Annotated in this window: 11 protein-coding genes; 3 read left to right on the top strand and 8 right to left on the bottom strand. The window is 75.6% G+C overall.

All coding sequences use genetic code 11. The annotated features are described in order from the left end of the window. Nucleotides 1-265 precede the first annotated feature (265 nt). A complete protein-coding gene (locus ISP_RS16420; RefSeq protein ID WP_013226315.1) occupies nucleotides 266-1465 on the bottom strand; it encodes a cysteine desulfurase-like protein in 1200 nt (399 codons plus the stop codon). A gap of 99 nt (nucleotides 1466-1564) precedes the next feature. Beyond that, complete coding sequence (locus ISP_RS16415; RefSeq protein WP_013226316.1) at nucleotides 1565-1783, bottom strand: hypothetical protein; 219 nt, start codon at nucleotides 1781-1783, stop codon at nucleotides 1565-1567. Nucleotides 1784-1879: 96 nt separating this feature from the next. On the opposite strand from ISP_RS16415, the gene ISP_RS16410 reads away from it, so the two are divergent. Next, entirely contained in the window at nucleotides 1880-3130 is a 1251-nt protein-coding gene (locus tag ISP_RS16410) for a glycosyltransferase 87 family protein (protein WP_230468909.1), read from the top strand. Here the strand turns inward: ISP_RS16410 and ISP_RS16405 are convergent. Next, nucleotides 3081-3515 (bottom strand): DUF4383 domain-containing protein, encoded by a 435-nt coding sequence (locus ISP_RS16405; RefSeq protein WP_230468910.1) that lies wholly within the window; start codon nucleotides 3513-3515, stop codon nucleotides 3081-3083. The genes ISP_RS16410 and ISP_RS16405 overlap by 50 nt on opposite strands. Nucleotides 3516-3603: 88 nt before the next feature. Between ISP_RS16405 and ISP_RS16400 the strand changes: the two genes are divergently transcribed. Continuing rightward, nucleotides 3604-4065 (top strand): SRPBCC family protein, encoded by a 462-nt coding sequence (locus ISP_RS16400; protein WP_013226319.1) that lies wholly within the window; start codon nucleotides 3604-3606, stop codon nucleotides 4063-4065. On the opposite strand, the gene ISP_RS16395 is transcribed toward ISP_RS16400, so the two are convergent. Both ISP_RS16395 and ISP_RS16390 read right to left on the bottom strand, forming a co-directional pair. Continuing rightward, nucleotides 4035-5234: an FAD-dependent oxidoreductase gene (locus ISP_RS16395; RefSeq protein ID WP_013226320.1), complete on the bottom strand. Its 1200-nt coding sequence runs from the start codon at nucleotides 5232-5234 to the stop codon at nucleotides 4035-4037. The two genes, ISP_RS16400 and ISP_RS16395, sit on opposite strands and share 31 nt — an antisense overlap. Continuing rightward, nucleotides 5231-5674: a nitroreductase family deazaflavin-dependent oxidoreductase gene (locus ISP_RS16390; protein WP_013226321.1), complete on the bottom strand. Its 444-nt coding sequence runs from the start codon at nucleotides 5672-5674 to the stop codon at nucleotides 5231-5233. Before ISP_RS16390 ends, ISP_RS16395 begins: the two co-directional genes overlap by 4 nt. Before the next feature lie 54 nt (nucleotides 5675-5728). Here ISP_RS16390 and ISP_RS16385 point away from each other — a divergent pair, with 54 nt between their 5' ends. Next, nucleotides 5729-6187: a MarR family winged helix-turn-helix transcriptional regulator gene (locus ISP_RS16385; protein WP_013226322.1), complete on the top strand. Its 459-nt coding sequence runs from the start codon at nucleotides 5729-5731 to the stop codon at nucleotides 6185-6187. A 25-nt stretch (nucleotides 6188-6212) separates the two neighbouring features. Here ISP_RS16385 and ISP_RS16380 read toward each other — a convergent pair whose 3' ends face one another. Genes ISP_RS16380 through ISP_RS16370 form a run of 3 tightly spaced genes read right to left on the bottom strand, consistent with a single transcriptional unit; the run spans nucleotide 6213 to nucleotide 13638 of the window. Beyond that, nucleotides 6213-7664: an MFS transporter gene (locus ISP_RS16380; RefSeq protein ID WP_013226323.1), complete on the bottom strand. Its 1452-nt coding sequence runs from the start codon at nucleotides 7662-7664 to the stop codon at nucleotides 6213-6215. Then, nucleotides 7655-11920, bottom strand: coding sequence for a type I polyketide synthase (locus ISP_RS16375; RefSeq protein ID WP_013226324.1), 4266 nt, complete (start codon nucleotides 11918-11920; stop codon nucleotides 7655-7657). Before ISP_RS16375 ends, ISP_RS16380 begins: the two co-directional genes overlap by 10 nt. After that, nucleotides 11917-13638 carry a fatty acyl-AMP ligase gene (locus tag ISP_RS16370; RefSeq protein ID WP_013226325.1) on the bottom strand — a complete coding sequence of 574 codons (1722 nt, stop codon included), beginning with the start codon at nucleotides 13636-13638 and terminating at the stop codon, nucleotides 11917-11919. Before ISP_RS16370 ends, ISP_RS16375 begins: the two co-directional genes overlap by 4 nt. Nucleotides 13639-13652: the final 14 nt, after the last annotated feature.

The raw sequence follows: 13652 nt of genomic DNA, 5'->3' as shown, positions 1-13652 counted from the left end.
CACGCGGGTCGGGCGCCCACCACGGCGGCGGCCGCCGCCTCACCGTGGGCGGCCGCCGGGCGGCTGGGTCGCCGGGCTACGGGGGCGTCGGGCTGCTGGGGTCGCCGGGCCGCGGGGGCGCCGAGCCGCTGGGGCCGCTGGGCCGCCGAGCCGCTGGGGCCGCCGAGCCGCCGAGTCGCCGGGCCACCGGGGCCGCCGAGCGGCCAGGGACGCCGAGCCGCCGGGGCAGCCGCGGGGGCCGCGAGCGGCCGGCGCGGCGATCGCCTCACCCGCGCGGCAGCGACTCCACCCCGGCCAGCAGCCGATCCACGTCGTCCTCCGTCGTGTACGGGGCGATCCCCGCCCGGACCGCTCCCGTGTCGCCCAGCCCCAAACGCCGCGAACACTCGATCGCGTAGAAGCTCCCCGCCGGAGCGTTCACCCCCTGCGCCCCGAGGTGTTCGTACACCGCCTGCGAAGCGACTCCCTCCACCGAGAACAGCACCGTCGGAGTCCGGTGCCGCCCCGGCGCGCCGTACCGCGTGACTCCCGGCAACGCAGCAAGACCGTCGTCGAGCCGGGCCAGCAGCGCGTTCTCGTGCGACTCCAGCGACGCCATCGACGCCCTTAGCCGCGCCCGGCGCGAGCCCGTCCCCGGCGCGAGCCCGGCGAGGAAGCCGATCGCCGCGGTCGTGCCCGCCAGCAGCTCGTACGGCAACGTGCCGAGCTCGAACCGTTCCGGGACCGCGTTGGCCGACGGCAGCAGCTTGTCCGGGTGCAGCGTCTCGAGCAGGGCCGGCGCCGCAGCGACCACGCCGAGGTGCGGCCCGAGGAACTTGTACGGCGAGCACGCGTAGAAATCGGCTCCGAGCGCGGTGACGTCGACCGCCGCGTGCGGGGTCAGGTGGACTCCGTCGACGTAGAGCAGCGCGCCCGCGTCGTGCACCTCCGCCGCGATGGCCGGCAGGTCCGGGCGGGTGCCCAGCAGGTTGGACGCGGCCGTCACCGCCACCAGCCGCGTCCGCTCCGACAGCAGGCCGCCGATCGGGGCGAGTTCGCCCGTGGCCGGGTCGAAATCCGCCCAGCGCACGGTGGCGCCGGCCGCCGCCGCGGCCTGGACCCACGGGCGGATGTTGGCGTCGTGGTCGAGGCGGGTCACGACGACTTCGTCGCCGGGACCCCACTTCTGGGCCAGCGTCCGGGAGAAGTCGTAGGTCAGCTGCGTCATGCTGCGGCCGAAGACGACGCCGGCCGGGTCGGCGGCGAGCAGGTCGGCGACGGCCTGACGGGCTTCGGCGACGACCGCGCTCGCCCGGCGCTCGGCCGCGGTGACGACGCCGCGGTTGGCGATCGCCGCGCACAGCGTGCCGGCCACCGCTTCGCCGACGACATCGGGGACCTGCGAGCCGCCCGGTCCGTCGAAGTGGGCGGCGCCGCCGTCGAGGGCGGGGAAGTGCGCTCGGATCGTCTGAACGTCGTAGGTCACGCCGCCAGCATGCCGAACCGCGGCCACCGGCCTCAAGATCCCGGCAGCGGCGACGACCCCGCGCGGCCGCCCATCCGGCCGTGGCGCTTGCCCCGGACGTCACCGGTTGCGGGGGTGCTCCCGCGCCCGGCGCTCGTTGCCGTGCTTGTAGTTGCCGGTCACCCGGGCCATCAGCAGCTGCTGGTCGTCACCGCGCGCCACCGCGGCCAGGAACCGGGCGGCGGCGGCCCCGCGCAGCGTCCCCGCCGGGCGGCCGTGGTGGGTGATCGTCACGGTCCCGCCCTCGTCGCGGTAGGCGAAGCCCTCCGGTGTCCCCATCCGCTCAGGGTGGCACGGGCGGCAACCGGTTTTCCCGGGGTCGGTTTCGGGGGTTTCCCGGATGGTGCCCGGGCCGGGACCCGACAGAATGCCAGGGTGACCGGAGGGGGCGCAGGGGTGCGGGCGAGGCTGGGGAACAAGTACGTGCTGCTCGGGGCGCAGCTGCTGGTGCTGGCGGCGGTACTCGTGTCGTACAACGGCGGCCGGTGGCGGTTCCCGGCCTACCGGGTCGACCTCGACGTCTACCGGCTCGGCTCGGCGGCGCTGCTGCACGGCCAGGCGCTGTACGGCACGCTCCCGCCGACCGGCGACGGCCAGTTCCTGCTCTTCACCTACCCGCCGTTCGCGGCGATCGTGCTGGCCCCGCTGGCGCTCCTGCCGTACTGGGCCGCCTGCCTCGCGCTCACCCTGCTCACGCTCGGCGTGCTGGCGGTGGTCTTGGTGACGGTGCTGCGCGCGCTCGGCGCCAGGTGTGACTGGCCGCGGGTGGCGGCGCTGCTGCTGGCCGCCGAGGTGCTGGAGCCGGTGCTGCGCACGCTTTACGCCGGGCAGATCGACCTGCTGCTGCTCGCCCTGGTCGTGCTGGACGTCCTGGTGGACACCCCGCGGTGGCCGCGTGGCCTGCTGATCGGCATCGCCGCCGCGGTGAAGCTGACCCCGGCGGTGTTCCTGCTGTACTTCCTGCTCCGCCGCGACCGCCGGGCCGCGGTGACCGCCATCGTGACGTTCGTGGCCGCGACGGCGCTGGGCTTCCTGCTCGCCGGCGCGGACTCGGTGCGGTACTGGACGGGCGCGCTGTGGGACACCGGCCGCGTCGGCGAGCCGACCTACGCCGGTGACCAGTCGCTGCTCGGGCTGCTGGCCAGGGCCGGGGTGCCGCCGCAGGCGCGGACGGCGTGGTGGCTGCCGCTGGTGGCGGTGGTGCTCGTGCTGACGGCGCTGGGCGTGCGGCGCGCGCTGGCCGCGCGGGAGACGACCGTCGCGCTCGGCCTCAACGCGATCGGCGGGCTGCTGGTCTCGCCCATCTCCTGGACCCACCACTGGGTCTGGGCCGCGGTCGTCCTGCTCGGCTGGGCGGAACTCGCCCGCCGCACGCGGCGACGGGGGTTCGCGGTCCTGGCCGGGGCGGGCGCGGTGCTCTTCGTCGCGGGACCACAGTGGTGGTGGCCGCACGGCGGAGAGGTGGAGCGGCAGTGGAACTTCCTCCAGCAGCTCACCGGCAACGGCTATGTCCTTTTCGGACTCACGGTGCTGCTGACGGCGGTGCTGGTGCGGTTCCCGGAGCGAACCGGCCCGGTCAGCGCCGCCGTGCCGGCCCGCGCCGGAGCCAGCCCGCTCCCAGGATGAGCATCGCCGTGCCGAGCGCCAGGTCGAAGCAGACGCTCGCGGTGTTCATCGGCAGCGCGTCGGTGATCGCGTGCGGCAGCGGGAGCAGCCCGGCGAGCCCCACCACCGCGTAGCAGGCGCCGGCGACCAGGAGGAACCGGGCGGCCCAGCGCGAGGAGCGGGTGCAGAACACCGCGGTCGCGCCGGTCAGCAGGTGCACCAGCGTCCACACCCCGGAGACGGCGAGCACCCCGAACAGCACGCGCGGGCCGCCGCCGGCCGGCACCCCGGCCATCAGCTCCAGCGCGGCGAGGACGAGGAACAGCAGGCCGATCAGCATGCCCATGCCCTGCACGGGGGCGGGACCCCGCCGGGGCGCCCGGGCCTCGGGTTCAGTGGCCGTCATGCCTTCGGGGTTCCCCGCCCGAACCCTTTTAAAGCACCACTTCACGGGTATCCGGGCACGATTCGGGCCGCCGACGAGGAGTGAGACGATGACCGAGTACCGCCACAGCGCGACCGCCGACATCCCCGCGGACGAGCTGTTCGCGTTCCTGAGCCACCCCGAGAACCTGCCGCGGTACTTCCCGGAGATGAAGGTCGCCGAGCCGACGGGCGGGGACAGCGTCCACGTCGAGGCCGAGGTGCACGGCAACCGCGTCGCGAGCGAGGCGTGGCTGCACACCGATCCGGCGACCCGGTCGCTGAAGTGGGGCGCGGAGGGTCCGGACGACTACCACGGTGAGCTGCGCATCCGCGACGACGGCCCGGCGTCTTCGGAAATCATCGTCACGCTGCACAGCGTCCGGGAAGCCGACGGGGACGAGGTCCAGCAGGGCCTCGAACGCACGGTGGCCGCGATGACGCACGCGGCGACCGCCGACGCCGACGTCGAGGCGGCCGAAGGCCAGGGCGGCTGGACCTCCTACGACGACAAGAGGGATTCGTCGAGCTGAGGCGGGAACGGCCCGTAGGCGTTGCCGCGGGCGCCCCAGGTGCGCACCGCCGGCACGGCGAACAGGTACTTCAGCAGCTTCGGGGGTGCGGTGCCACGGCCGCGGGCCCGGGCGGCGGCCGCCCGCCGTTCGACCCGCACCTGGTCGGCCTGCACCCGCTCGATCGCGCGGATCCGGTCGGCCTGCACCCCCGCCAGGTCCGCGGCGGTGACCCCGCCGCGGCGGAAGGCGGGGACCAGCCGGTTCGCCGCGGCGACGGCGTCCTGGATCGCCATCAGGATGCCGTTGCCGCCGACCGGGGAGATGACGTGCGCCGCGTCGCCGAGCAGCAGCAGACCCGGCCGGTGCCACCGGTCCACGCGCGAGATGTCGACCGACAGGAGGGTGGTCTGCGAGAAGTCCGCGAGCAGGTGGGCCCGGTCGGCCAGCCACGGCACGCGCTCGCGCACGAACGCGCGGATCGGTTCCACCCCGCGCTCGCGCAACGCCGGATACGCGCCCTTCTCGATGCTGTAGCCGACCTGCCAGTCGCGGACGCCGCCGAGGACGCCGACGTAGGCGTCGCGCCCGAAGTAGAGGTCGAGGTCGGCGTCCGGCGGGTCGCCGGGGGAGCGGGGCAGCCGGAACCACAGCAGGTCGGTGGTCGCGCCGAGCGACCGGGCTGCCGGCCCGGCCGGCCGACGCACGGTGGAGAACCGGCCGTCGGCGCCGACGACGACGGACGCGGCGAGTTCGCCGCCGCGGTGGCGCACGCCGGTCACCGTGCCGTCGCCCGCTTCGAGCAGGCCGGTGACCTTGGCGTTGGTCCGCAGCGTGAACGACGGCAGGGCGCTTGCCCGCTCGGCGAGGAAATCGAGGAACCGCACCTGCGGCATCAGGGCGACGTAGCCGTACGGGCTGCGGAGGCGGTCGTAGTCGGCGGCGCGGTAGACGCCGGCCGGGGTGTGGAAGCGGAACGAGCGGGCCTTGAAGTGGTCGAGTTCGAGCAGGTCCTCGGCCAGGCCCAGCCGGTCGAGCAGTTCGAGGGTGTACGGGTGCAGCGAGTCGCCGCGGAAGTCGCGGTCGAAATCGGACCGCGACTCGAGCACGGTGACCTCGATGCGAGCGCGGGCGAGCAGGTAGCCGAGCAGCAGCCCGCCCGGGCCGCCGCCCGCGATCGCGACGCTCACCGCGTGTCCACTGTGGACAGGCGGAACACCGCCATGCCCGGCAGGTGCTCGAGGATCTGCGCGGGGGTGGCGTCCTGGGGGACCGGGAACGCCCGGATCGCCCACGGCACCGACATCGCGGCCAGGTAGGCGGCGACCACCCCGGCCGCCTCTCCGCCGCCGGCCGGGTCGGCCCGGCACTCCTCGCGACGGCCATCGGAGAGCAGCGCGCACTCCGGCGTGGCCAGGAGGTTTTCCACCCAGTCGCGGTCGCGGACCGGGGAGACGAGGTACTGGCCGCCGTCGCGCGCGACCACGGCCAGCGGCACCCGACGCGGCTCGCCGGTGCGGCGTCCGCGCGTCTCCACGACGCGCAGGGCGTACCCGCCCTCCGGTGGCGGCTCGGCGGGGGCATCGATCAGCTTCGCGGTCATTTCGGCGTTCATCGCTCGGACGTCCACGCGCTCCACGGTAGCAAAACTAGCTAGATTGTCTAGCTAACCTAGAATGGGCGCGTGGAAGACAGTCCGGTCGCGCTCCGGGTGAACCTCGCTCTGCGGGAGCTCCTCGCCCTCGCTCACGACGTCCAGATCGCGCTGGCCCGGCGCCTCGGCCTCGGCGCGACCGACGTGCAGGCGCTGCAGCACCTAGCGGCCGGCACGCCGATGGGCACGGTCGACCTCGCGCACGCGCTCAAGATCCGGTCCGCCTCGGCCACGGTGCTCGTCGACCGCCTGGAGGCCGCCGGGCACGTCCGCCGCGACCCGCACCCGCGCGACGGGCGGCGGGTGACGCTGGTCGTCAGCGAGGCGGCCCGCGTCGAGGTCCGGGCCGCGCTCGCTCCGCTCGTCGACGCCATCACCCGGTTGACCGACGGCTTGGCACCGGGGCAGGCGGAGGTGGTGGCGCGGTTCCTCGGCGACACCACGGAGATCCTCCGTGCGTACGCTGCGGAGCCGCCGGACGCGGGTTAGCCGGCACTCCTGCTCGTATAACGACCTATACGGCGGCTCTTCGTAGTATCGAAAACAAAGCCACGACGGCGAAAAGCCCGCAAACGACGGCCGCCGCCACCTGGACGCTCGCCGTGCAAGCCGACCGGGCGGCCGTGAGCAGCTCGGTGGCCGCCGCGAAGCCGTGGGCCGCGGCTTCGGCCTGTGCCGGTCCGGCCGATGCCAGCCGTGCCGCCGCCTCGGGCACGCCGGGCGGTACCACCAGGTGGGCCGCGTAGACGGTCGCCGCCAGCGAGCCGAACGCCGTCGTGCCCAGGCCGGCCCCCAGCTCGTAGCCCGTCTTCTCGACCGCGGCCGCGCCGCCCGCTCGGTCGGCTGGGGCGGCCGACAGCAGCGTGTCCGTGCTCGACGTCAGCGCGAGCGCCATGCCGAAGCCCGAACCGGCCAGTGCGCCGCCCAGCCACCACGGCGACGCCAGGCCGCCCGCCGCCGGGATGCCGAGTGACGCCGCCGCCAGTGCGAACCCCGCCGTGCGGACGTGGGTGTGGCCGAACCGCTCCAGCAGCGCCGGAGCCACCACGCTGCCGGCCGCGGACGCGCCGAGCACGAGCAGCAGCCGGGCGGCCGCGGCGGTCGGCGAAAGGCCGAGCACCACCTGGAGGTACTGGGCGAGCAGCAGGCCGAGCCCGACGAGGGTGCTCATCACCAGCAGGACCCCGGCGGCCGCGGACGGCACCCCCGGCCGCCGGAACAGGGCCAGGTCCAGCAGGGGTGTTTCGGCCCGCCGCTGGCGGCGCACGAAGAGCGCGAGCAGGACGCACCCGGCGGCCCCCGCCGCGAAGCCGCCACCGGACGGCCCGACGGCGGCCGCGATCCCGAGCACCCCGCCGGCCGCGAGCACGGCGCTGAGCGCGTCCCACGGCTCACGTCCGGGCGGGCTCCTCGGCAGCCACCGCAGCGTCGTCGCGACCGCGGCGAGGATGACCGGCGGGTTGACCAGGAACGTCGCCCGCCAGCCCCAAGTCTGGACGAGCAGCCCGCCGAGGACCGGCCCGAACACCGAGCCGGTCCCGGCGATGCCGCTGCACACCGCGATGGCCGTCCGTCGCCGTCGCCGGTCCGGGAACAGCTCCCGCAGCAGAGCCATCGTCACCGGCATGATCAGCGCGCCACCCACGCCCAGCGCCGCGCGGGCGGCGAGCAGCGCGGGGACGCCGGGGGCGAGCGCGCAGCCGAGCGAGGCCACCCCGAACACCGCGTACCCGGTGACGAGCACGCGTCGCCGTCCGAAGCGGTCGCCGAGCGTGCCGAAGGGCAGGAGCAGCGGCGCCGCGGCGAGCGGGTAGCTCGCCACGATCCACACCTGCGCGGCCGCACCGGGCCGCAGCTGCCGGACGAGGTCGGGCAGGGCGACGTGCAGCACGGTCGCGTCCACCGCGACCAGGAAGAGGCCGGCGCCGAGCACGGCCAGCAGCGGCCCGGTGCGGGTCACGGCCACAGCTGGTCCGCGAGGTGCCGCGCGATGACGTCGACGTGGGGCGGATCGACGACCGAGAGGTGGTGCGCGGCCACCGGGACGATTTCGAGCCGCGGGCACAGCGCGGCCCAGCCGGCGGCGAGGTCCGTGCGGGAGTAGCGCGGTTCCATCGCGAGCCCGGCGGCATACGGTTCGGTGGCCCGGTACAGCACCACGCGGCCGTCGTAGGGCCGCGGCGTCCCGCGTTCGGCGGCCAGCGTGTCCGAAAAGGACTGGTGCTGGTGCCGCAGGACGCCGGGGCTGAGCAACCCGGCTTCGGCGACCCGCCGCATGGTGAGCTCGATTTGTTCTTCTTCGGGCAGCGGCGCGAGTTCGTCGTGGCCGAGGCGGACGGTCCGGCCGTAGGTGCCTTCGACGTAGCCGGTGAAGCGCAGGAACCGCCGGGCCGACGACGCGCGCGGGTCGAGGTCCGGTTCCGGCAGCGGCAGCATGGTGTCGATGAGGGCGACGAGCTCGACCGGCTCGCCCTCGTCGGCGAGCCGGGTGGCGACGCCGTAGGCGAGGGCGCCGCCGAACGACCAGCCGGCGAGGCGGTAGGGCCCGTGCGGCACGCGGGCCCGGACGAGCGGCAGGAGTCGTTCGACGCGGTCCTCGATGGCGGCGCCGGGCACCCGTTCGAAGCCGACGCAGGGCACGCCGGCGGGCAGGCGGTCGAGCAGCGGGCGGTAGACGGTGCAGGTGCTGCCGCCGGGGTGGAACAGCAGCAGGGGTGAGGTGCCGGCGTCGCCGGGTTCGAGCAGGTGCACGGGCCCGCGTGCCTCGCGTGTGTCGAGGAGAGCCCGTGCGACGTCGGCGACTGCGGCGAGGGAGTCGTGGCGCAGGAGGTCGGCCGGGTCGACGGGGGTGTCGAGTTCGGTGGTGAGGTCGTCGGCGAGCAGCTGGGCCAGCTGCCGCGGTTGCGAGGTGCCGGTGAGGCGGACGTGCAGGCCGGCGGCCTCGGTGCCGGTGTGCTGCCGCCAGAGCCGGAGGACGAGGCGGTCGGCGGCGTCCCAGGCCCGGCCCCGGGCCGCGGGTTCGTCGCCGCGGGGAGCGAGATCGCGGTTGAGGTCGGCGAGGGTGGCACCCCGGAGGACGGCGGCGGCATCGGGCGCGGCGCCGAGTTCCCGCCGGACGGTTTCGCGGATCCGGTTCGCCATGAGCGAGTCGAGCCCGAGTTCGACGAGCGGGACATCGGGATCCAGCCGATCGGGGGACAAGCCCATGATCGCGGCGACGATGCGGGCAAGCCGCTCACCGGCGGCGGGCGCGGCCGTGCGATCCGGCGCCGCTGTTTCGGGTTCGGCCGGGAGCGCCGCCGCTTCGGCCGGGCGGATCCCGACGCCGCCGGTGTCGGTGTACCAGTGCCGCTCGTGGCGCCATGGCATCGGCGGCACGTCCGTGAGCCGGGCGCCGTCGTCCGGGGTGGTCGTCGTGATGCGGGTGCCCGCGCAGTACAGCGTGCCCGCGGCCGCCGCGAAGGCGCGGGCCTCGTCCTGGCCGCGGCGGAGGGTGCCGGTCACCACCGCGTCCGTGATCCCGGCCGCTTCGAGGGTGCGGGTCAGCGAACCGCGCAGGATCGGGTGGGGGGACACCTCGACGAACACGCGGTGGCCGTCCGCGGCCGCCGCGGTGACCGCCTGGCGGAACCGGACCGGGCGGCGCAGGTGCGCGGCCCAGTAACCGGCGTCGAAGTCCGGGAGCTCGCGCGGGTCGGTCAGCACCGTGTCGTACCAGGGCACCAGCGGCCGCCGGCCGCCCAGCTCGGCGAGGGCGTCTCGCAAGGCGCCGAGGACGGGCTCGACCCCGACCGAATGCCCGGCGACCCCGACGGGCAGCCGCCGCGCGCTCCGCCCGGTGGCCTCGAGTTCGGCGACGAGCCGGTCGAGCACCAAGGCGTCCCCGGCGACGGTCACCTGCCCCGGCGCCGAGTCGACCGCGAGCTCGACACCGGGGTGCTCGGCGAGCTCGTCGGGTGTCAGCTCGACCGCGGCCATCGCGCCGCCCGGACCGGCCGTTTCCAGCAGCCGGGCGCGGGTGACGACCAGGTGGACGGCCTCCTCGGCGGTCAGCACCCCGGCCACGACGGCCGCGGCCGCGGACCCGAGCGAGTGCCCGAGGACGGCGGCGGGCCGGACCCCGAGCGCCTCCCACCGCGCGGCCAGCGCGACCTGCGTCCCGAAGATCGCCGGCTGCGTCTCCGCCAGCGTCCGGGGAGCGGTGCCGGTGAGGAGCGAGCGCAACGACCGTCCGGTGTGCTCGGTGAAGGCATCGCCGAGCTTGTCGACCTGGGCGGCGAAGGCGGGTTCGACGGCCAGGAGGTGACGGCCCATCCCGGCCCACTGGGACCCGTGCCCGGAGAAGACGAAGACGGGCCCTTCCCCGGCGACGGCGACACCGGTCACGGCACCGGCGGGCAGGGGGTCGGCGCGGTCACCGACGCCCCGCAGCAGCGCGGCGAGTTCCCGGTGGTCCGTGGCGACGAAGGCAGCACGGTGCGGGCCGGCGTTGTCGCGCCGGAAGAGGGTGTGGGTGACGTCGGCGAGCGAGCTCCGGCGCCCGGCGGGGGAGTCCAGCCAGGCAGCGAGCTGCGCGGCCCGCTCGGTGAGACGGTCGCGGGTCCGGGCGGAGAGCAGGCCGATCCGGACGCCGCCGCCGGTCCCGGCCGGCTGGGCACCGTCCCGCCCCGAAGCGCCACTGCCGAGCCGGCCGCTCTCCCGACCCAGGCCCGGTGGCGCGGCCTCTTCCAGCACCACGTGCGCGTTCGTCCCGCCGAACCCGAACGCCGACACCCCGGCCGTCGCGCGGCCGGTGTGCCGGGGCCACGGCGTCGGCTCGGTGACCACCCGCAACCCCAGCGAGCCGAACGCGATGTGCGGGTTCGGCGCCGCGAAATGCAGCTGCGGGGGCAGGGTGCCGTGCTGCATCGCGAGCACCACCTTGATCAGCCCGGCGATCCCCGCGGCCGCTTCCGCGTGGGCGATGTTCGTCTTCACCGAGCCGATCAGCAACGGCGCTCCGGCCGCACGTCCCGCGCCCAGCACCGCCCCCAGCGCGCGCGCCTCGATCGGGTCGCCCAGCAGCGTCCCGGTTCCGTGCGCCTCCACATAATCCACAGTGGACGGATTGGTTCCCCGGTACGCCTCCCGCAGCATCGCCTGCTGCGCCAGCGGGTTCGGCGCGGCCAGGCCGTTCGAGCGGCCGTCGGAATTGACCGCCGAGGCCCGGATCACCGCGAGCACCCGATCGCCGTCGTATTCGGCGTCGGCGAGGCGCTTGAGCACCACGACGCCGCAGCCCTCGGCGCGCGCGATCCCGTCCGCGGCGGCCGAGAACGTCTTGCAGCGGCCGTCGCCCGCCAGCAGGCCCGCGGCCGCGAACGCCGCGGTCGGGCCCGGGAGCAGCATGAGGTTGACCCCCGCCGCCAGCGCCAGGTCCGCGTCGCCGTCGCGCAGCGCGCGCACCGCGTGGTGCACGGCGACCAGCGACGACGAGCACGCGGTGTCCACCGCCATGCTCGGCCCGCGCAGGTCGTAGACGTACGACAGCCGGTTGGCCGCGATGCTGCCCGCCGCACCGGTGGCCGTCCACAGGTCCGGCTCGCCGCCGGTCATCGTGAGGTGCCCGTAGTCGTGGGTCGCGATGCCGGTGAACACGCCGGTCCTGCTGCCGCGCAGCGACGCGGGTGCGAGGCCGGCGTGCTCCAGCGCCGCCCAGGTGACCTCCAGGAGCATCCGCTGCTGCGGGTCCATCGTCGCCGCTTCGCGCGGCGTGATGCCGAAGTGCTCGGCGTCGAACCCGGCGACGTCGTCGAGGAATCCGCCGAGCACCGGGGCGGCCTCGGCGCTCCAGCGGCCCGGCGGCGCGGTCCGGACGACGTCGCGGCCCTCGCGCAGCAGGTCCCAGAACTCGGCGGGCCCGTCCGCGCCGGGGAACCGGCAGCCCAGGCCGACGACGGCGATGGGATCGGTTCGGCGCCGGTCCGTGCCGCGCGGGACGTCCGGCTCTTCGGCACCGGTCAGGCTGCGGACGAGGTGGTCGATGGTCGGGCTTTCCCACAGCAGCGTCGCCGGCAGCCGCCTGCCGAGCCGTTCCTCGAGGTCGGCGGTGATGCCGACGGCCTGGCGGGAGGACAGGCCGTAGTCGCCGAGCGGCCGGTCGGGCTCGGCCGTGACGCCAGTGTGCTCGGCGACGGTGTCCAGGAGCCAGCGGCGCAGGGTGTCGGTGGTCGGCTCGCTCATCGCGCCAGTGCCTTTCCGTAGTCGCCGGCTTTTCCGTAGTCGCCGGCGAGGTAGCGGTCGCGGCAGGCGCCGCGCGCGATCTTGCCGCTGGACGTGCGCGGGACCCGCCCGGGCGGCACGAGCAGCACGTCCCGCAGCGCGAGCCCGTGCGCGTCGGAGATCAGCCGCCGGATCGCGGCGGCCAGCGCGCGCTCGGCGGGTCCGGCCAGGTCCGGGTGGCCGCGGTGTTCGGCGACCACGACGACGGCTTCGGTGTCGGCGCCCGGGATGGCGAAGGAGGCGACGCTGCCGGGGCGGATCGCCGGGTCGGCCGACGCGGCGGTCGCTTCGACGTCCTGCGGGTAGTGGTTGCGCCCGTCGACGATGATCAGGTCCTTGATCCGGCCCGCGATGTACAGCTCGCCGTCGTGGCGGACGCCGAGGTCGCCGGTCCGCAGCCAGGGCCGGTCGTCGCCGGCCAGCCGGGCGCCGAACGTTTCCGTGCTCTCGACGGGTTTCCGCCAGTACCCCGCGCCGACGTTGGGCCCGTGCACCCAGATTTCGCCGACCGAGCCGTCGGGCCGCACGACCCCGGTGTCCGGGTCGACGAGGGCGACGAGCTGCCCGGCCGGGGCACCGCACGCGACGAGCCGGACGCCCTCCTCGGCCGGCCGCGCGGTGCCCGTGGCGAGGGCGCCGCGGTCGAACGTGGTGACGCGCGGGGTCGCGGCGGGGCCGGTGGTGACGAAGACGGTTGCTTCGGCCAGCCCGTACGCCGGGCGGGTCAGCTCCGGCCGGTACCCGGCGGCGGCGAAGGCGGTGTGGAACCGGTCGAGGACGTCCGGGTTGATCGGCTCGGCGCCGTTGACGATCGCGGCGACCCGGCCGAGCCGCAGCCGCGCGCGGTCGGCCTCGCGGATCCGGCTCGCGCAGTAGTGGAAGGCGAAGTTCGGGGCCGCGCTCCAGCTGCCCGCGTGGTCGCCGAGCAGCTCGAGCCAGCGGACCGGACGCTCGATGAAGGCCAAGGGATCCATCAGCACCGAGCGCAGGCCCAGCGCCAGGGGGGTGAGCAGGCCGAGGACAAGACCCATGTCGTGGAACAGCGGCAGCCACGAGACCGTCGTGGCCGCGGCTGGGTCGAGGCCGAGGCCGCGTACGGCCTGGGTGACGTTGGCGAGCACGTTCGCGTGGGTCAGCACGACGCCGGCCGGGCTGCGGGTCGAGCCGGAGGTGTATTGCAGGTACGCGACGTCGTCCGTGGCCGCGGTGGGTGCCGGCCACGTTCGCACCGGTTCCGGCCGGTCCACCGTGACGACGGTGGTGTCCTTGCCGAGGAACTCCACCACGCCCGGCCGGGCGCCGGCCGTGGTGACGACGGCCGACGGCGCGCAGTCGGCGAGGACCGCGGCGAGCCGTCCCGCGTGGCCGGGCAGCCCCGGATCGAACAGGGGCACCGCGATCGCGCCCGCGGTGATCGCGGCGAGGAACCCGATGACGTAGTCCGGGCCCTGCGGGCAGAGCACGGCGACCCGGTCGCCCGGCGACACCGGCAGCGCGCCCGCGGCGGCGCCGACGCGCTCGGCCAGCTGCCGCCAGGACAGCGTGCGCCGCCGCCCCGCGGGGTCCTCGGCGAAGTCGGCGAAGGTGAGGGCGGGGGCGTCGGGCGTGGTCGCCGCCCAGTGGCGCAGGCACGCGGTCAGGGTGTCGCCGCCCACCGCCGGGAAGTTCTCCTGGAACATGGGTTCTCCTTGCG

The sequence above is a fragment of the Amycolatopsis mediterranei genome (assembly GCF_026017845.1).
Classification (GTDB): Bacteria; Actinomycetota; Actinomycetes; order Mycobacteriales; family Pseudonocardiaceae; genus Amycolatopsis; species Amycolatopsis mediterranei.
The sequence above is the reverse complement of the archived record's forward strand: the minus strand, read 5'-3'. Positions and strand labels throughout refer to the sequence as shown.

Bases quoted from the DNA above. Each gene is read 5' to 3' on its own strand.
- ISP_RS16415 (WP_013226316.1), bottom strand. From the start codon at position 1,783: ATGGGGACACCGGAGGGCTTCGCCTACCGCGACGAGGGCGGGACCGTG.
- ISP_RS16405 (WP_230468910.1), bottom strand. From the start codon at position 3,515: ATGACGGCCACTGAACCCGAGGCCCGGGCGCCCCGGCGGGGTCCCGCC.
- ISP_RS16400 (WP_013226319.1), top strand. From the start codon at position 3,604: ATGACCGAGTACCGCCACAGCGCGACCGCCGACATCCCCGCGGACGAG.
- ISP_RS16375 (WP_013226324.1), bottom strand. From the start codon at position 11,920: ATGAGCGAGCCGACCACCGACACCCTGCGCCGCTGGCTCCTGGACACC.
- ISP_RS16370 (WP_013226325.1), bottom strand. From the start codon at position 13,638: ATGTTCCAGGAGAACTTCCCGGCGGTGGGCGGCGACACCCTGACCGCG.